The 20259-nt window shown below is 34.2% G+C and carries 16 protein-coding genes; 11 read left to right on the top strand and 5 right to left on the bottom strand.

Annotated features, from left to right (window positions below; genetic code table 11):
* Window positions 1–261: 261 nt before the first annotated feature.
* Both CDV25_RS00710 and acnB read right to left on the bottom strand, forming a co-directional pair.
* The gene (locus tag CDV25_RS00710; protein ID WP_108910343.1) at window positions 262–1284 is read right to left on the bottom strand and encodes a cytochrome-c peroxidase; all 1023 of its coding nucleotides are present in this window, start codon (window positions 1282–1284) and stop codon (window positions 262–264) included.
* A gap of 390 nt (window positions 1285–1674) precedes the next feature.
* A complete protein-coding gene (acnB, locus tag CDV25_RS00705) occupies window positions 1675–4224 on the bottom strand; it encodes a bifunctional aconitate hydratase 2/2-methylisocitrate dehydratase (protein ID WP_108910342.1) in 2550 nt (849 codons plus the stop codon).
* A gap of 223 nt (window positions 4225–4447) precedes the next feature.
* On the opposite strand from acnB, the gene cysK reads away from it, so the two are divergent.
* Window positions 4448–5368 (top strand): cysteine synthase A, encoded by a 921-nt coding sequence (gene cysK / locus CDV25_RS00700; protein ID WP_034553009.1) that lies wholly within the window; start codon window positions 4448–4450, stop codon window positions 5366–5368.
* Here the strand turns inward: cysK and truA are convergent.
* The gene (gene truA / locus CDV25_RS00695) at window positions 5365–6084 is read right to left on the bottom strand and encodes a tRNA pseudouridine(38-40) synthase TruA (RefSeq protein ID WP_108910341.1); all 720 of its coding nucleotides are present in this window, start codon (window positions 6082–6084) and stop codon (window positions 5365–5367) included. The two genes, cysK and truA, sit on opposite strands and share 4 nt — an antisense overlap.
* Window positions 6084–7118 (bottom strand): LptF/LptG family permease, encoded by a 1035-nt coding sequence (locus tag CDV25_RS00690; protein WP_108910340.1) that lies wholly within the window; start codon window positions 7116–7118, stop codon window positions 6084–6086. Before CDV25_RS00690 ends, truA begins: the two co-directional genes overlap by 1 nt.
* Before the next feature lie 91 nt (window positions 7119–7209).
* On the opposite strand from CDV25_RS00690, the gene CDV25_RS00685 reads away from it, so the two are divergent.
* From CDV25_RS00685 to polA, 9 genes are all read left to right on the top strand, one after another.
* Complete coding sequence (locus tag CDV25_RS00685) at window positions 7210–8160, top strand: radical SAM protein (protein ID WP_108910339.1); 951 nt, start codon at window positions 7210–7212, stop codon at window positions 8158–8160.
* Between the two features lie 46 nt (window positions 8161–8206).
* Entirely contained in the window at window positions 8207–9298 is a 1092-nt protein-coding gene (locus tag CDV25_RS00680) for an NAD(P)-dependent alcohol dehydrogenase (RefSeq protein ID WP_108910338.1), read from the top strand.
* A 224-nt stretch (window positions 9299–9522) separates the two neighbouring features.
* Window positions 9523–10497: an ABC transporter substrate-binding protein gene (locus tag CDV25_RS00670; protein WP_108910336.1), complete on the top strand. Its 975-nt coding sequence runs from the start codon at window positions 9523–9525 to the stop codon at window positions 10495–10497.
* Between the two features lie 5 nt (window positions 10498–10502).
* Entirely contained in the window at window positions 10503–11267 is a 765-nt protein-coding gene (locus CDV25_RS00665; protein WP_108910335.1) for an ABC transporter permease, read from the top strand.
* A gap of 9 nt (window positions 11268–11276) precedes the next feature.
* Window positions 11277–12032, top strand: a complete 756-nt coding sequence (locus tag CDV25_RS00660; RefSeq protein ID WP_108910334.1) for an ABC transporter ATP-binding protein — start codon at window positions 11277–11279, stop codon at window positions 12030–12032.
* An 81-nt stretch (window positions 12033–12113) separates the two neighbouring features.
* Window positions 12114–12644 (top strand): OsmC family protein, encoded by a 531-nt coding sequence (locus CDV25_RS00655; RefSeq protein WP_108910333.1) that lies wholly within the window; start codon window positions 12114–12116, stop codon window positions 12642–12644.
* Window positions 12645–13709, top strand: coding sequence for an acyl-CoA dehydrogenase family protein (locus CDV25_RS00650; protein ID WP_108910332.1), 1065 nt, complete (start codon window positions 12645–12647; stop codon window positions 13707–13709). It abuts the gene before it with no gap.
* Between the two features lie 93 nt (window positions 13710–13802).
* A complete protein-coding gene (locus tag CDV25_RS00645; protein ID WP_108910331.1) occupies window positions 13803–14537 on the top strand; it encodes a TerC family protein in 735 nt (244 codons plus the stop codon).
* A gap of 4 nt (window positions 14538–14541) precedes the next feature.
* Window positions 14542–17226, top strand: coding sequence for a DNA polymerase I (polA, locus tag CDV25_RS00640; RefSeq protein ID WP_108910330.1), 2685 nt, complete (start codon window positions 14542–14544; stop codon window positions 17224–17226).
* A gap of 449 nt (window positions 17227–17675) precedes the next feature.
* Here polA and CDV25_RS00635 read toward each other — a convergent pair whose 3' ends face one another.
* A complete protein-coding gene (locus CDV25_RS00635) occupies window positions 17676–19160 on the bottom strand; it encodes a major outer membrane protein (RefSeq protein ID WP_108910329.1) in 1485 nt (494 codons plus the stop codon).
* A gap of 249 nt (window positions 19161–19409) precedes the next feature.
* On the opposite strand from CDV25_RS00635, the gene CDV25_RS00630 reads away from it, so the two are divergent.
* On the top strand, window positions 19410–20255 hold the full coding sequence (locus CDV25_RS00630) for a fumarate hydratase (RefSeq protein WP_108910328.1): 846 nt from the start codon (window positions 19410–19412) through the stop codon (window positions 20253–20255).
* Window positions 20256–20259 lie beyond the last annotated feature (4 nt).

The following is a 20259-nucleotide window of genomic DNA, read 5'->3' as shown; positions in this document are numbered from 1 at the left end:
AATTATACACAAGCTTCTTTTTGGGGATAGATTTCACCACAAGATAGAGAGCCTGCGGTGGTAATCACTCTATAGCATTATACTTCATCTCATTTCAGCAAATACACTAAGAAGATTCTACACATATAGATAAAATCTCTACAATCTACTTGAGACAACAATAAAAGCTTTTTAATCAAACAATCCAAAAAGATAAAGGATAATTTACCCAATTATCAAATGTATGATAAAGCCATACCCATATTGGGTATGCGGATAACTTTATAATTGGGGTTTTGGAGTTTTCTCTGTAGAAGCTGGAAGTTGTGGATAAATAATCTTAGGTTTCTCACCAGTTAAAGATTTCAAAAATACCGCAATGGTTTCTGCTTCTTTGCTAGAGATACTAATACCAAGCTGTGTGCTTCCCATTTCTCTAATAGCTTCATTTAAAGACCAAATCGCACCATTATGAAAATAAGGGGCAGTCTCTGCAATGTTTCTCAATGTAGGTGTTTTCACCAAACCATTTTCATCACCTTTAAAATCGCCTAAACTTGCAAATTTATATTGATTAGCAACTTGGAATGGTTGCATATTTCCACCAAGATTAACTCCGCTATGACAAGCAACACAACCCTTATCTATAAACAATTTTAACCCCTCTTGCTCTTTTTTACTTAAAGCATTCTCATCTCCTTCTAAGAATTTATCAAATCTTGAAGGCGTAATAAGCGTCCTCTCAAAGTTAGCAATAGCATCAGCTATATTATCAAAGGTAACTCCACTTTTGCCATATATTTTCTTAAATTCATTAACATATTCTGGTAAAGAAGAGATTTTCTCTACGGCTAATTTTGCTGGAGTTGCCATTTCTGGTTCTGCTTCAATAGGACCCTTTGCTTGCTCTACCAAAGTAGTAGCTCTCCCATCCCAAAATTGACTAGCATTAAGTATGGAATTATAAACAGTAGGTGAATTTAAATAATGAGGATTAACAGTCCATCTATGCCCTATAGCAGCTGATACACCATCAGCTCCACCAAGTCCTAAATTATGACAGGTATTACAAGAAATAATACCGCTCTTAGAAAGTCTAGGTTCAAAATATAATTTTTTACCAAGCTCCGCTTTCTCCTCTGTAAAGGGGCTGAATTTAATATTCATATCCATTAATATCTCTTCAATGCCTTTTTGGTTTTTTGGCAATGGGATAAGCCCAAGATTCCTAGCCTCCTCTATTAATGAATTTGCATTCAAAACACTTACTAAACTTACACTTAACAATACTTGAAATAAACGCATTATACCTCCCAAATTAGGCTTAAACCTAAATAAATTTTACTCCAAACAGAGCTAAACTCTCTATTTAAAGCACTTTAGTATTATATCTTTTTCATTCTGAAATAATTCTATAAAGACTAACTTGTAAATCACTCTCACCTAAAAATAACATACACCTTCTCTAAAACTAATAATCTTAGGTTTCTACTTTATTTAGGGATACTAATACCAAGATATATCCTTCCTAATTTCTCTAATAGCTTCATTTAAAGACTAAATCACACCAAAATAGGAGGCATTCTTTGTGATGTTTTTAATATCCGTGTTTTGACTATTCTTTTCATTACCTTTAAATCTACCAAACTTCATAGTATTAATTAATAATTTGTAAGGGGAGGCAAATATCATCATTTATTGTAATTCAAAATCAGTGATTAAATTAAAGTTCAAATATCTATAAATAGAATCGCTCTTGCCTTGTATTTTATTAGGTATTAGCTCTAAATACTCTTCTTTAGTTGGGATTCTGCCAACTAACGCACAAAGTGCGGCTAATTCCGCACTTCCTAAATACACCTTAGCACCTTTCCCCATACGATTATCAAAGTTTCTTGTAGAGGTTGAAAACACTACCGCATTATCCCTAACCCTTGCTTGATTCCCCATACATAGGCTACAACCGGGCATCTCAATCCTAGCTCCAGCTGCCCCAAAGAGTGAATAATAGCCCTCTTGTGTTAATCGCTGTGCGTCCATTTTGGTAGGGGGTGCTACCCAAAGTGTGGTAGGAACCATTCCCTCATCCCTTAAAATCTCCCCTAAAGCACGATAATGCCCGATATTTGTCATACAACTTCCGACAAAAACCTCATCAATTTTATGCGGACGATTAGAATCAGCAAGTATCTCACTTAGGGTTGCGACATCATCAGGATCATTAGGACAAGCTAAAATAGGCTCTGTAATTTCGTTTAAGTTAATCTCAATCACAGCGGCATATTCTGCATTAGAATCTGCTTTTAAAAGCACGGGATTATCAATCCATTTTTGCATTTTCTCCGCCCTTCTTTTTAAAGTCTCCGCATTTTGGTAACCAGCTCTTATCATTGCCTCAATGAGTGTGATATTAGATTTTAGGTATTCGATAATAGGTTCTTTATCTAAAGCAATACTACAAGCTGCCGCACTCCTCTCCGCACTTGCATCGCTAAGTTCAAAGGCTTGTTCGACTTTTAGGTAAGGCAAGCCCTCTATTTCTAAAATTTTCCCACTAAAGATATTTTTCTTACCTTGTTTAGCAACGGTTAATAAGCCCTGCTTAATGGCATAATAAGGGATAGCATTCACTAAATCCCTCAAGGTAATACCAGGTTGCAATTCTCCACTAAATCTAACAAGCACCGATTCAGGCATATCAAGGGGCATAGAACCAGTAACAGCGGCAAAGGCTACTAAACCACTACCAGCAGGAAAGCTAATACCGATAGGAAAACGCGTATGAGAATCCCCTCCAGTCCCGATAGTATCAGGTAACACCATACGATTAAGCCAAGAATGGATAACCCCATCACCGGGCTTTAAAACCACCCCACCGCGACTACTCATAAATTGTGGTAAAGTTGCTTGAAGATTCACATCAGCAGGTTTTGGATAGGCTGCGGTATGGCAAAAGCTTTGTAAAACAAAATCCGCACTAAATCCCAAAGATGCAAGCTCTTTAATCTCATCCCTTGTCATAGCCCCTGTAGTATCTTGACTCCCAACAGTGGTAACTAATGGCTCACAATAAGTTCCGGGCAACACACCCTCTACCCCACAAGCTCTACCTACCATTTTTTGCGCTAGAGTATAACCCTTTGCTTGAGAGTTAGAAACTAAAGGTTTAGTGAAAATATCCTCTTTTGGCATTCCTAAAGCCTCTCTAGCCTTAGTAGTTAAACCTCTACCAATAATAAGATTGATTCTACCCCCTGCCCTTATCTCATCGGGTAAGGTATTAGGCTTTAAATCAAACTTTGAAACCACTTGATTATTTTTATGGATTTCACCTTTAAAAGGATAAATATCAATAATATCCCCCTCTTTTAAATCTAGCACTGGGGCTACAATAGGCAAACAACCACTATCTTCACAGGTATTAAAGAAAATAGGAGCAACAACACTACCAATCACTAAACCACCCGCTTTTTTATTAGGTATATAAGGTATCTCCCTACCCATATGCCATACTAAGGAATTACAAGCAGATTTTCTGGAGCTACCTGTCCCTACAACATCTCCGACATAAACTAAAGGATAACCTTTCTTTTTTAATTCTTTAATCCTTTCAAACGCATTTTGTGTGCGATTTTTTAGCATTGCTTGTGCGTGAAGAGGTATATCACTACGGGTAAATGCATCACTAGCAGGGCTTAAATCATCAGTATTCGTTTCTCCATCAATCTTAAAAACAACAGCGGTAATTTTCTGTGCTAAAGGCTCTTTGCTTAAAAACCACTCCGCATTTGCCCAAGATTGTAAAACCTCTTTAGCATAAATATTATTTTTACTTAATGTTACAATATCATTAAAAGCATCATAAACTAATAAGGTGTGCTTTAGTGCATTAGCAGCTGCTTTGGCAATTTGTGAATCTTCGCTTTTAAGGGCATTAAACAAAGGATAGATATTATATCCCCCTAGCATACTCCCCAATAATTCAATGGCAAGTATTTTAGAAATCCCTTTAATAGAAATTTTTCCCTCTACAATCTCATTTAAAAATTCAGCTTTAATCTTTGCAGCTTCATCAACACCGGGTGCTACACGATGTGAGAGTAATTCTACTAATTCCTCTACCCTTTCTCCCTTTTTTAATAAATCAATCACTTCACTTACCTGCTCTTGCGTTAGGGGAAGAGGTGGGATATTTTGTTTAGCTCTTTGTTTGACTTGTTCTTGGTATTTTTCAAAAAAACTCATTATCATCTCCTTATTAAAATCATTATTATTTGTAGGTAAAATCATACAAAATTTTTGGATAAATATTTTTTAAACTTTAAGATATTTTTGAATTTGTTTCATTCTTAACACAACATAATAGCTAAAAAAGATTTTTACAAAGAATTTTTTCTTTAATATTGACAAAGCAAAATAAATTACGATAGTATGTTACGCTTTTACACTAACTAAAATAGGAGAATAAATGAAAGTTGCAGAATCTATTACACAAATAATTGGTAACACCCCTTTATTAAAATTACAACATTTATCCAAAGAATGCAATGCAAATATTTATGGAAAGTGTGAGTTTTTAAACCCTAGTGGCTCTGTTAAAGATAGAATTGGGCTAGGAATGATTGAAGATGCACTCCAAAAAGGAATTATTACTAAAGATACAACACTCATCGAACCAACAAGCGGAAATACAGGAATCGCCCTTGCTAGTATCTGTGCTTCAAAAGGGATTAAACTTATTTTAACAATGCCAAGCTCAATGAGTATTGAGCGTAGAAAATTACTAAGCATTTTAGGGGCTACTTTAGAACTTACTCCCGCAGAATTAGGGATGAAAGGGGCTGTAAATAAAGCCCTAGAGTTACAACAAACAATCCCTAATAGCCTTATCTTACAACAATTCCAAAACCCCTCTAACCCTGCTTTTCACAAAAGAACCACTGCAGTAGAAATACTAGAAGCCTTAGATAATAAAATTGATATTTTCATTAGTGCTGTAGGGACAGGTGGGACACTAACAGGGGTGGGCGAAGTCTTAAAATCTAAAGTCCCTAATGCTAAAGTAATAGCCGTAGAACCTATTAACTCCCCTGTTATTAGCGGAGGACAACCCGGACCTCATAAAATACAAGGTATTGGAGCAGGATTTATACCTGAAACCTTAGACACCAGCCTTATTGATGAAGTCTTAAAAGTCGATGCACAATGGGCTATGGAAGAATCAAGAAAAGTTGCTAAATGCGAGGGTATTTTTGTAGGAATCTCCACAGGGGCTAATCTATGGGCGGCAAGAGAAATGGCGAAAAAATACCCTAATACCAACATTGTTACGATTCTTTGTGATACCGGTGAGCGGTATTTAAGCACAGAATTATTTGATAATCTCTAATACACAACAGAACTTAAAAACAAACCCCCAGGATGTGCGGGGATTTTAAAAATCTCCTCCCCTTCTAATTGCCTCTTTAAATCCCCTAAAGTAAGTTTTCCCTTATCTATTTCTAACAAAAACCCTACCATTAAACGAATCTGTGAGCGTAAAAAACTATTGCCTAAGAAAGATAAAATATAAAAATCCCTGCTTTGAATGAGTTTTACACGATAAATTTCACGCCAACAATACTTACTACCAGCACCCCCTTTTTTGCTGAAAGCTTGAAAGTTATGCCTCCCAACCAAATAAGCCATAGCCTCTTGCAATAAAGCCTCATTTTTTATCTTATGATGATACGAAAAAACAGAATAAAAGGGAGAATAATGCTTAGATAATACATAGCAATACCCCCTTCTTTTTGCACTAAAACGAGCATTGAAATTTTTACTTACCTCCCAAATTTGCTTAATTTTAATATGCGGATAAAGTTTAGTGTTTAAAAGATTTTTTAACTCCTCTAAGCAACTATGAAAAGCAGGTATATCTAAAGAAATCACTTGAGCAGTTGCATGCACTCCTTTATCTGTCCTACCACTCCCTACAAAAGGACTAAAAATGCCTACACTCTCAAAGGCTTTTTTGAGTGTATTGCTAATAGTATGCTTTTGGCTTTGGCTTTGAAACCCAAAGAACATAGAACCATTATAAGAAATTTTCATTGCTACAAACATTAATAATATCTACTTATCCACTTCCTATAACCCCAATACCCCAGAATAAACCAAACCACAGGAATCACTGCTATACCCAACAAAGGGAATGTATTTGCCACCAAATAGACTAAACCATAAAAAATCGCCACTACTACCATAATCTGTAAGATAGTCCAATTTTTTTGGTAACGTGGATTTTTAATCCCCAAAAGGGGAAAATAAAAAAGGCTCATTAGAGGAAATAAAGAGATTAAAATATACATCGCAAGATTGCGTAATACTCTTTTTTGTCTATCATTAGGATAAAAAGCCTGCCTCCAATACTCTACAACTCCAAGATTTAAATCACTAATATAGCCTACACTATTGCGTAAAATGAGCTTTTGAAATTCAATCCTCTCTATCATCTCACTAGCTTTTTCTAAGCGATAAACTTGCCCATTACTTAATATTGCTTCCATAACCCCTAGATAATTCATAATTTTTGCTTCCTTAGCAAAGATTAACCCTCTTTCCTTTTCAAGAGAGAGCAAAACAATATTTTCATAAACATTTTCATCTTGTCTATTTTTCTCTATATAAACCAACCAATTCCCAAGTTTTTGCCCAAACTCTCCAGCTTGTAAATTAATATTAATATCATTTTTTCTCTCCTCTAAAAACCTTTTATAAAACAAATCACTTAAAGGTATCAAAACTAAAGAAAGGATAGAGAGACTAAAAGTTGCCAAAAACGCAATAGGTAAAAATATCTTCACAATCTCTTTAGGATTCATCCCTAAAGCAAATAAAACAGGAAGTTCATAATCAAAACTAAGACGCGAAAGACAAAGCACACAAGCCACAAAAAAGCTCAAAGGAATCACAAAAAACATCATAATAGGAAGTGTATAAAAATAAAGAGAGAATAATTCAAAAAATCCTATTTTAACGATAAAAGTAACCTCTGCGATACGAATAAATACAATCACAGAAGCGATAAAAAACAAAACTAAGAAAATAGGGAAAAAAAATTGTGCGAAACTTTGAAACAAGAAATTTTTAACTCTCAAAAAATATCCTAAAGGCTTTTTAAAACATTATTTTACACAATTTTCAAAAATAAGAGTATAAAATACCAAAAACACAATAAAGTATTAAAGAATGAATATTATTTTTGGTCCTATACATTCCAGACGCTTTGGGGAATCCTTAGGCATTGATTTATCCCCCCAAACTAAGCAATGCAATTATGACTGCTTATATTGCGAATTAGAGGGTAAAAAAGCACAGATGAGTATGCAAGAGATCTTAAAAGTTGATGATATTCTAACGGCTATAAAAGAGGCTTTAAAAAAATATAAAAATATTCAATCTCTCACTATTACAGCCAATGGAGAGCCAACCCTTTATCCTCACTTATATGAGCTTATGTTAAAGCTAGAAGATATTAAAGGGCACACTCAAACACTCCTTTTAACCAATGGTTCTTTATTATGGGATATAAATGTTTCAAGGGCTTGTTTGCTCTTTGATAAAGTCAAGTTTTCACTTGATGCGCTCACACAAGCAACATTTAAAAAAATCGATAGACCCATTAAAAACATAGATTTAGAAAAAATCTTGCAAGGAATCTACCAATTTAGTGCCGATTTTAGCGGGGAGCTTTATGCAGAGATTTTATTTGTAAAAGGCATTAATGATACCATTTTAGAAGCACAAAAAATGGCGAGATTCCTTGCCCCAATGCGGCTTAAAAGGCTTGATATAAGCACCATTGATAGACCACCTGCCTATGCGGTTAAACCCCTTAGCTTAGAAGAATTACAAAAACTAGCCCAAGTCTTTTATGCCTATAACCTGCCTGTTTCTCTGCCCACAAGAATAAATCCTACAAAAGCAAATCCCACCGCTACTAAAAGCATAGATTTAAGCCAAGAACAAATCCTAAAAACCCTTGCCTTGCGTCCAATGAGTAAAGAGGATGTAAAGTGGCTATGGAATAATTCCACGCAAGATTTATTACAAAACCTCATCAAGGCTAAAGAAGTTATAATAATCTCTCTTAATGGAGTAGAGTTTTATGATTTACCAAAAAACCTGCACACAAAATAAACTTAATTTTAGTATAATACGCACTTAATTTTATAAAGGAATTTTTATGCTCTTAAGTGAAAATTTAACACAAGCCAAAGAAGGTCAAAGAATCTCTGCTAAAGGTTATGCTATCCAAACCAAAGATTCAAATTTTGAAAGTTTTAGCTTCACCCGACACGCATTAGGGGATTATGATGTTTTAATTGAAATTTATTATGCAGGAATCTGCCATAGCGATATTCATTCTGCAAGGAGTGAATGGCATAAAGGGATTTATCCGATGGTTCCAGGACACGAAATAGCGGGAAAAGTTGTAGCCATAGGCAAAAAGGTTAGCAAATTTCAAATTGGGGATAATGCAGGGGTTGGCTGTATGGTAAATAGCTGTGGAGAATGTGAATCTTGCAAAAAATCCCAAGAACAATTTTGTGAAAATGGCAAAATGGTGCTAACTTATGATTGCAAAGATTGTTTTCATAATAATGAACCTACTTATGGGGGATATTCTAACAACATTGTAGTAAGTGAAAAATTTGCTATCAAAGTCCCACAAAATGCCCCATTAGAAAAGGTAGCACCCCTACTTTGTGCAGGAATTACAACCTACTCCCCCTTAAAATTTAGCCAAGTGAAGAAAGGTGATAAAGTTGGTGTAGCAGGATTTGGTGGGCTTGGGATGATGGCGGTTAAATATGCGATAAAAATGGGAGCAGAAGTTTCTATTTTTGCTAGAAACAAAAAGAAAGAAAAGGAAGCATTAGCTATGGGGGCAAAAGCTCTTTATGATTCTACTTCCAATATACAAGAACGATTTAACCTCATCATCTCCACTATTCCTACTGCCTATAATCCAATGGAATATGTAAATTTGCTCAAATATGGTGGAGAGTTGGCTATTGTAGGGCTTCCCCCTACTAATGAAAGCGTCAAAACAGATATGACAAGGCTAATCTTTAATGCAGGAAAAAAGGTTTATGGCTCTATGATAGGAGGGATTAAAGAAACGCAAGAAATGCTTGATTTTTCACTACAACACCAAATTTATCCAGAAATAGAAATTATTAAGGCTAATGAAATTGATAAAGCCTATGAAAACCTCACCAATGGCAAGGCAAAATTTCGTTATGTTATTGATATGAATACCCTAGAATCTTAAGGTTATTTGGGATTTAAAGAAATAAAAATCTCTTTAATACCATAAAAATCCCTTATTTCATAAATAAAGCTTACATTTTTTACTAAAACACCAAAATATTTGATGACTTTTGGGTAAAAAAGTAACTTTATCTTATTAAAAATTTTAAATTTTATATAAATACAATATGTATTTATATTTATATTGTATAATCCAATCATTACTAAACATTATAAGGATTCTTTATGCACAGAAGAAAATTTTTACATCTTGCAAACACATTTTTCTTAAGCTTAAGCGGTTTAAATATACTCAATGCAAAAGAACTAAAAATAGACTTTAGAGGTATTAAGATTGGCTATTTACCTATAACTGACCATTTATTAATTATCGCTAAAGCTTTTAGAAATGCTAACTTTACACCCATTAAATTTGCATCTTGGAGTGATTTAAGTGAAGCTTTACTTGCTAAAAGTATTGATGGGGCTTTTATCCTAACACCCTTAGCCCTTAAACTTGCCTCCCAAAAAGTCAAGATTAAAGCTATTTTAGCAGCCCATAGGAATGGCTCTGCACTCATTGTTAAAAAAGGATTAATTCAAGAAAACGACAAACCTAATATTCACCTATTAAAAGGATTAAAAATTGCTATCCCTAGTAGATTTTCTACCCATTATTTACTCCTAGCAGATTTACTATCGCAAGGCAATCTTACACCTGATGATATAAAACTTATTGATATGCCTCCACCAGAAATGGTTTTTGCACTAAAACATAAAAGCATTGATGGCTTTATCGTAGCAGAACCCTTTGGAAGCACAGCACAAGCCTATAATATCGGGGATATTTTTATCCTCTCTAAGGATATTATCCCTAATCATATTTGCTGCTTACTTACCTTTCATACAGAAGTCTTAGAAGCCCAAAAAGAAACTATTAGGACAATCACTAAAGATTTCTTAGAAACCGCTTTATTTATACAAAAACAACCCCAAAAAGCCGCAGAAATTTCTACGAAATTTTTAGGGCAAAAACCCACTTTGATACAAAATTTATTGCTTCAAGATGATAGGGTTATGTATAAAAATCTCGCTATCAAAGAAGAGGATATTACAAGGACAATTTTAGATATGCAAAAATATAAAATAAAGAATCTTCACCAAAACTTTGAAGAATTTGTGGATTCTAGCTTTATTGAGAATGCTTTTTATGGGGATTAAAGAAAATGTATAGAAAAAATATCATTTTTAGGATTTTATCTTTAATCCTTATTATAGGCTTTTTGTTATTCTGGGAGTTTAGCACTCATGAAAGCTATTTAGAAGGGGGTGAAATCCCTCCTTTTAGCAGTGTATTTCAAACCTTTATAGAATTACTCTATAATGGAGTAATACAAGAATCTATCCTTGATTCGCTAATCCGCTTCGTCTTAGGATTAGCCATAGGTTCAACTTTAGGAATTATTTTAGGATTGTTGCTTGGTAGATTTATCCCTTTAGAAATTACTTTAGAGCCTTTTATACAATTCTTTCGCCCTATCTCCCCTATTGCTTGGCTACCCATTATTGTATTATGGTTTGGCATTGGAGAAATAGGTGCTATCTTTATCATCGCCTATGCGGTATTTTTTCCTCTATTATTACTAAGTATTAGCGGCGTTAGGCAAATACAACCCACACTTTTAATGATGGCTAATAATTTTGGTGCTAGTGAATGGATAACTTTTAAGCATATCATCTTACCCGGAGCCTTTGTATCTATTGCCAGTGGATTAAAACTTGCCGCTTCCATTGCTTGGATACATCTTGTCGCAGCAGAAATGCTAGGGATTCAAAGTGGGCTTGGCTACCTTATTATTGATGGTAGGAATTTATTGCGTATAGATATAGTGCTTGTTGCGATGATATTAATAGGATTTTTAGGATTTTTAATCCATTATCTATTTTCCATTTTAGAGCGGTATATTCGTTCAAAATTAGGTAGCCTCTAAAGGATAAAAATGATACAGATTAAAGACTGCTATAAAACCTTTGGCAACTATCAAGCTTTAGAAAATATCCATTTAAAGATTAATAAGGCAGAATTCATAGTATTTCTTGGTGCAAGTGGATGCGGAAAAACGACTTTATTAAACATTATTGGAGGTTTTGAGAGTTTTAATAAAGGAGAGATTATCATTGATGGCATTGCCTACACCCACAAAACAAAGCCCAAAGATTGCATTAAGATTTTTCAAGATTATGCTTTGCTTCCTTGGAAGAGTGCCCTTGATAATATCCTCTTTGCTCTACAAGCTAAAAACATACCCAAAAAAGAAGCAAAACAAAGAGCTTTACATTACCTAAAGCTCGTCCATTTAGAACAGTTTCAAGATAGATTTATAAACACCCTTAGTGGAGGACAAAAGCAAAGAATAGCCTTAGCAAGAGCCTTAAGTGTTAATCCTAATATCTTGCTCCTTGATGAACCCTTTAGTGCATTAGATAATTTCACAAGAAATACCCTACAAAATGAGCTTTTAAATATTGCTAAAACACTTAAAACAACAATGATTTTTGTAACCCACGATATAGAAGAAGCTATATTTTTAGGCGATAGGGTTATTATTATGTCTCCAAATCCGGGTAAAATAGTCGCTGATATTCCTATATCAATTGACAAAAAAGATAGGTATGGATTTGATTTTTTACAACTAAAGCGGGAGATTGGTAAGTATTTAAAGACTTATCGCTTTGAGAGTAATTATGAAATATAATACTGTTAAACCCAAAAAGATTAGCGGTGCTTCTAATCTTTTTGGGTTTAACCCAAATTTATTTTATTTAAAGGATACATTATGAAACCTGTTGAAACAAGTTGCACAAGATTAGACCCTATTGATAGGGCTGGATTAGAAGAATTAATCAAGTCTGGAAAAGCAAATCCTGATGTTATTAAAACACTTAAATGTAAAACCGTAGCGGAGGGGAGATTTAGACACGCAAACTATATTCGTAATCTTCCTGCCTATATTGTTGATGAGCCACCCACACTTTTAGGTGATGATACCGCACCAAATCCTAGTGAAGCGGTTTTAGCAGCTCTTGGAAGTTGTTTAGCAGTAGGGATTCACGCAAATGCCATTGCACAAAATATCGTTATTACCAAACTAGAATTAGAATTAGAAGGGGATTTAAATATTACCGCAGTATGGGGAACAGGAGACCTATCAGAAAATAAACCCTTAGGTTTTACAGATATTCGCGTTAAGGTAATTTTAGAATCTAATACCGATGAAGCCACACAAAAGAAACTTATCGCACACGCTACAAAATATTCACCAGTAGCTAATACCATTTTACGCGTTGTTAATCTTGAGGTTTCTTAAATGTTAGAATCTATACTCAAAGATTTAAAGGGGCAAACTTTAGAAATCCATAAAGGATTTTACCCCAAAGAAACACTCCAAAAACTCGGAGAAAATGGATTTTATACCCATATGGAGAATCATTATAGCCTCCATACCTCCATACAAACCATAATGGAAATTTCTAAAATATGCGGAAATACAGGCTTTTGTTTATGGTGCCATAAAATATTTATTTGGTATTTAAAGCACTCTAGCCATATTGACCGCTCCCTTTATTATAAAGCTATCAAAGGAGAAATTTTAGGTGGCACTGGACTTTCTAACCCTATTAAATCTTTTGCTAAAATAGAATCTATTAAGCTTAAAGCTCAAAAAGTAGAAGGTGGATTTATCCTAAATGGTGTATTACCCTATGTTTCAAATGTTGATTGGGGGCATTATTTTGGAATTATCGCCGCTATGGATTCTACTAATTCGCAAGATTTTATAATGGGACTTATAGTTTGTGATAAAAATCGGGGCATAAAACTTAAAGAAAAGCTTAATTTTTGTGCCTTAGAGGGTTCTTCGACAAAAAGTGTCGTTTTAAAAGATTATTTTTTAGAAGAGCCTATGATTCTTAGCAATCCAGCCTCTGCATTATTGCCTAAAATATTACCGGGATTTGTGCTTTTACAAGCAGGAATAGGATTAGGTTTGATTAATGCTGCCTTAGAGATGATACAATCCCAACAACAAGCTAAAGGTAATATCAATACTTATCTCCCCTTTGATAATCTCCAAAAAGAGTATAAAAAACTCCTTAATCTTTGTGAATTTTTAAGCCAAACTCCCTATGGAAGCCATAAAATACCCGCAAACATAACACAACTTGATAAAAATTTCTTTGCTTGTGTCTTAAACCTTAAAACTGATATTGCAAATCTTTGCCTAGAGAGTGCTAAAACTTGTATGCTTACCTATGGAACCAAAGGTTACTTAGAGGGTTCAAAAGCTCATAAACTACTTTTAGAATCTTATTTTATCGCAATGGTAACTCCCTCTACAAAACACATTGCTAAATTACTCCATACGCTTTATTAAAATAATTTAGCAATTCTTATAAATGCAAAATTCCTAAGAAAAGTCTATAAAGGAATAATGTATAATCCTACCATTTTTCAAATAAGGAATAGAATGTTTGAATGGATATTTAGCCTAGAGATGTGGTTAGCTTTAGCAACTTTGAGTGCATTAGAGATTGTCTTAGGGATTGATAATATTATTGTTATTGCCATTTTAGCTAACAAGCTCCCGTCCAAAAGCCGACAAAAAGCTAGAATCCTCGGCTTAAGCCTAGCGATGATAACTAGACTTTTATTACTGCTTTCACTTTTTTGGATTATGAAGCTCACCACGCCACTTTTTACCCTCTTTTCACAAGAAATTTCTGGGAGAGATATTATCTTAATTGTAGGAGGATTATTCCTAATCGCTAAATCCACATTAGAAATTCATAGTGATATGGAAAACAAAGAGGACAAAAACCAACAATCCCTTAAAGAAATAGCTAAAGTAGGGTTTTTTAGTGTTTTAATCCAAATTGTAATTTTAGATATTGTTTTTTCTTTGGATTCTGTTATTACCGCTATTGGGATGGTGAATAATATTGAAATTATGATGCTTGCTGTTATTATTGCTGTGATTATTATGATGCTTGCAAGTAAGAGCATTTCAGAATTTGTAGAAAATAATCCCACGATTAAAATCTTAGCATTAGCCTTTTTAATCTTAGTAGGTGTTACGCTTGTTGCAGAGGGTTTAGAGTTCCATATCTCCAAAGGCTATATTTACTTTGCGATGGCATTTTCTCTTGGTGTTGAATCCATTAATATTTATATCCGAAAAAAACATTCTAGCCTAGAAGGGTAACTTTATGAAAACTTTAACTATCATTGATACTTTTGGATTTTTTTTTAGAAGCTATTTCGCACTACCTCCACTTAAAAACCACGAAGGATTCCCAACAGGGCTTCTAACAGGTTTTGCAAAACTCATTATGCAACTTCATAGGGATTATCCTAAGGATTATTTAGTTTTTGCCCTTGATAGCGGTGGCGAAAATTTCCGTAAAAGCATAGACCCAAATTACAAAGCTAATCGTCCAGAAATTCCTAATGATTTAAAACTTCAACTTGAAGTAGCTATTAAATGGGTAGAAGATATGGGTTTTAAAAACATTAGCATTGAAGGCTATGAAGCCGATGATATAATCGCTTCTATTAATAAACAAGCTAATAAACTCAATATCCAAGTGCGTATTATTAGCCACGATAAGGATTTATACCAGCTCATCGATGGGGATACCTTTCTTTTTAATCCCAGTAAAAAAGAAGAAATTAGAGAAGAAGAATGTATCGCTAAATATGGAATCTCCCCTAAACAATTCATTGATTATCAAAGTATTGTAGGGGATAGTTCTGATAATGTTCCCGGAGTTAAGGGAATTGGCACCAAAGGTGCTGCTGCCTTGCTTAACCAATTCCAAGATTTAGATTCTATTTATAATAATCTTGAAAGCATAGAATCTAAACGCACAAGAGAGCTTTTATCACAAAGCAAAGAAGACGCATACCGCAGCAAAAAACTCGTAACCTTAAGGGATGATTTATTAGAAAGCTTTGATTTAAGCGAATGTGAAATGCCCGAAGAATCCCCTTTGTTAAATATTGTTGATTCTCTTAAACAATATGATTTAAATAGTATTTTAAAAAAACTCAATAAAAATCCCATTAATAAGAAAAAAATCATACAAAGGCAAAAGAATCAAGGGGATATTCCAAAACATTTTAATTACCAATCCCATTTAATCGATACCGATGAAAAATTACAAAAGATAATGCAAAACCTCACAGAGCAAACCATTATCGCCTTTGATACAGAAACCACTTCCTTAGATATTAAAGAATCTAAAATTGTCGGTTTTTCCTTTAGCATTGATGGCATAAATGCCTATTATGTCCCTATAGGGCATAATTACTTAGGCGTTGGCGACCAGGTAAGTTTGCAGTGTGCTAAAGCTTTTGTCCATAAGGTTTTTGAATGCCGCTATGTTATCGGGCATAACTTAAAATACGACTTAGAAATATTACAAACAAATTTTGATTTTACCCCTAAAGGCTTTTCAAACATTAAAGATAGTATGCTTCTTGCGTGGCTTTTACATAGCGATTCACTTTGTAATTTAGACTTTTTAATGAAAAAATATTTCAATCACGAAATGATTCATTATAAAGACATCGTACATAAAAATGAAAATTTCTCCCAAATCCTTATCCAAAATGCGGTGCAATACGCAAGTGAGGATGCAGCAGCTTGTTATCAACTCTATTTTAAAATTTACCATTGCTTAGAAGAAAGCATTTTAGAAGTGGCAAACAATATTGAATTTCCCTTTATACAATGCCTCATTAGTATGGAGACTAGCGGGATTAAGCTTGATTTAAACTTTTTCCAAACCCTCAAAAACGAATCTAAAGAGAGGCTTTACCAAATTTCTGAAGAAATTTTCAAAATTACCAATAAACGTTTCAATTTAAATTCCCCTCAACAACTCGCTATTATCCTCTTTGAAGATTTAAACTTACAAGCAGGTAAAAAGACAAAGTCTGGATATAGCACCTCTGAAGTCGTCCTAAACTCTCTTTATAATGCCCACCCAATTATCCCAAAAATTTTAGAATACCGCGAACTTTTCAAACTTTACAGCACTTATATAGAACCCCTCATACAACACGCAAAACTTGATAAAGAACACAGAATCTATACTTCTTTTATGCAAACAGGCACTAGCACAGGCAGATTAAGCTCAAAAAACCCCAATTTACAAAATATCCCTGTAAAAACCACTCAAGGCAGACGCATAAGGCAAGGCTTTATCGCTAAAGAACATCATCTATTATTAAGTTTAGATTATTCACAAATTGAATTACGACTTTTAGCGCATTTTTCTGAAGATAAGGCAATGCTAGAAGCATTTTTAAAAGATGCGGATATTCATTTAGAAACCGCTAAAAAAATCTTTGGCGAAGAACAAGCCTATCATAAACGATCAATTGCTAAAAGTATTAATTTTGGTCTTATTTATGGAATGGGTCCTAAAAAGCTCTCTGAAACCCTTAACATTAGCTTCTCCGATGCCAAAACTTATATACAAAATTATTTTGAATCTTTTCCAACCGTTAAGGACTTCCTCAAAAACCAAGAAAATTTCATTTTAGAAAAGGGTTATTCCAAAACCTTATTAGGAAGAGTAAGAAAATTTGATTTTAAAGATGCACAAGAATACCAAAAAGCTGCCTTTTTACGCGAGGGAATTAATGCTATTTTTCAAGGAAGTGCCGCAGATATTATCAAAATGTCTATGAATGCCCTAACCCAAGCAAAACTTGAAGCAAAACTGCTTTTGCAAGTGCATGATGAATTAATCTTTGAATGCCCAGAACATTTAGTGGATTCTCAAGGGGCTATGATTAAAGAAATTATGGAAAACATAACAACCTTAAAAGTCCCACTAAAATGCAGTATCAATAGTGGAAAAAATTGGGGAGAGTTAAAATAACTACAATAAAGTAGGGATATTTAAAATATTGAATCCTAAGACTCATTTAAACCTAAAATAAAACACAGGTTAAATTTATCTTAAATCCCAATCAAGTGAAGATCAATGAAAACTATACAGAGTGGATAATCAAATCCATTTTATGGTTTTCATCTTAAAGCTTCAAAAGAGGCTTAAGATTACCACAGAGAGATTAAGAGCAACGTCCCAAAATACTATTTACTTAAAACACACAAAAAATCCATAAAACCTTATAAATTTGCATAAACTAAAAATTCTAGTGTTATATTTACCCCAATTCTCAAGGTAAGGGGATTAACTTTATCAAATAACACAAAAACACAATAACAAACCTTTCAAAACGATACAAGCTATTATTAAGTAGGTGAGTAGATTATAAATAAAGAAAATTAGGGAGAATATAAGAATCCCCAAAGGGGAGAGAGAAATTAGAAGGTATATTTAGCTTCTACGCGGAATTTACCTCTTTTTTGGTCTTCTACATCTCCACCATTGGCTTTGACTTTCTTCAGATCAACATCAGTTTGTAGGTAAGCATAGTAGCTAGAGAGTGTTAAGTTTTTACTATGTTTCCAGCTAATGGTTGGAGTGATTTCTGTAAATTTGATTTTTTGTCCGGGAAGTCCTCCATTAGCCTTGTTCTCAGAAATTTTATTTTGACCATAAGCGAACTCTAAGCCTAGATTTAAACGATTATCAATAAATCCATAATTTCCAGCCGCATAGAAAACATTAATATCTTGTTTCCGGTTAAGCCCATGAACCCCATAGGTTTGTAATGCTGAAGTACTAATACCTGTTGCAACATTATCCCACCAAACTTTTCCTGCTCTTGAGACATTACTTCCTTCATTTTCAAGTGCTACTGCGGTGCCATCTGCGAAGTTTGTAATATAGCCTAAGCGCACATCAAGAGGAAGCTGATAATCTTGTGTAAGATTTGCTCCTACTTCTAGGGCTAAAATATCATTAGATTCTTTAATATCAGCTTTTTCATTATTTAATTGTGTATCTCTTGCTAATAGTGGGTGACCATAGTAAGTAGCAAAAATAGAATCTTTATCATTATTAATAGCTGCATAAGTATATTGTGCTTTGGCTCTTAAAAGACTATTTTTCCAAGAAAGCTCCCCAAAGACAAGGGCATCTACTGCGCTATTGATATAAAATCCCCAAAGTTGTCCTCCAAAGTTACCATAATCGGTATCAAGATTATAAATACCTGCAACCGCATAGAGATTTTTATCAATAGAATTATTAGTTGCTAAATTGGTTTGAGCAATACCATTTCCTACTGGATCATTATCCCTTGCTTGAATTGTTGCTTCATTAACTATCCAGCTATCAAAAGCTGCTGCTACTAAAGTAAGATTAGGCACATCATTATTAAGCACTAAGATACCTGTTCCTCTATCGCCATCAGGAGCATAAGTAATAGGAGTATCAAGAGGTTGCTTACCAATCTTTACTGTTGTAGCTGTGTTATCAGGAGTGATGGTTGCGTAGAAACTTCTAACACCAAATTGCCCATCAGCACCAGCACCTAAACCAGTCCCTGCAAAACTATTGCTATAAACAGTGCCGTTTGCATTATTAGCATCTACAATACCTTTCCCGTGATTAACAGTATTAGAGTTGTTATACCATATCCCTAAATTAAGAGCAACATTATTCATAGTAGGTGTTTTAAAATCCGCTACTGCTCTCCATTGATGTGCTGCATTCCCCCTACCAGGAACACCTATATATGGATTCTTGTCGCTAGCATTATATCTATTATCCGTATAGCGGTATCTTAAATAACCGCTAACATCCACACCTTTAATAGCCTCCTCTAAAGGCTGTGCGAAACTTGAAGTTGATAAAGCACCAAGTGCAACACTTGCTGCTAAACTTAATTTTAAGAATTTCATTAGATCTCCTTGTATTTTTTGAAATTACAAGCTTGATTGTAGCAAATTTAAGGACAAAAAATCAAGTTATTTTGCCCTGCATTGCTACAATATCTTAAAATTCTTAAAATCCTATCAATTTTATGGGCTAAAAAGTTACTTAAAATTTCGATACTTAAAATATAGAGGCTTTAAAAATTTAAAAATTTTTTAAACACAATTTCAAATTCAAAACTATACAATATAAAGCAAAAACATTAAGGAGAAATTATGCGTGATATTTCTTGTGATACCATCACACAAGCGGTTAAAGAGTTATGTATTCAAGCTTGTTGTGTGGTTACTAAAGATATGTATGAGGCTTTTAGTAAAGCAAAGGAAAAAGAGCAATCCCCACTTGGCAAAGATATATTAGGGAAAATCCTAGAAAATGCGGATATTGCTAAAAAAGAAATGATGCCTATTTGTCAAGATACAGGAATGACGGTAGTCTTTGTAGAAATCGGGCAAGAAGTGCATATTATCAATGGGTATTTAGAGGATGCTATTAATGAGGGAATAGCACAAGGCTACACGCAAGGCTTTTTGCGTAAATCTGTCGTTAAAGATCCTATCTATCATAGGGATAATACGCAAAATAACACTCCTGCTGTGATTCATACTAAAATAGTTCCCGGAGATAAGCTCAAAATCAAAGTTGCTCCCAAAGGATTTGGGAGTGAAAATAAAGGAATCTTAAAAATGCTTGTCCCTGCTGATGGATTAGAAGGTGTTAAAAAAGTATTTTTAGAGGCAGTAGAAAACGCAGGTCCTAATGCCTGTCCTCCTTTGGTTGTAGGAGTAGGTGTTGGAGGGACTATGGAAAAATGTGCAATTTTAGCCAAAGAAGCAGCCATTAGAGCTGCAGATAGCAAGAATCCTAATCCTGAATATGCCAAACTTGAAGAGGAGCTAGTAGAATTAGCTAATAAAACTGGAGTAGGTCCTCAAGGGCTTGGAGGCAACACCACCGCCCTTAAAGTTAATATAGAAGTCTATCCTACACATATTGCGGGTCTCCCTGTGTGTATCAATATCAACTGCCACGCTGCAAGGCACGCGGATATAGAATTATAAAGGA

It is taken from the genome of Helicobacter apodemus, assembly GCF_003097575.1.
Classification (GTDB): Bacteria; Campylobacterota; Campylobacteria; order Campylobacterales; family Helicobacteraceae; genus Helicobacter_D; species Helicobacter_D apodemus.
Note: the sequence above shows the minus strand (reverse complement) of the source record. Positions and strands in the feature narration are given on the sequence as shown.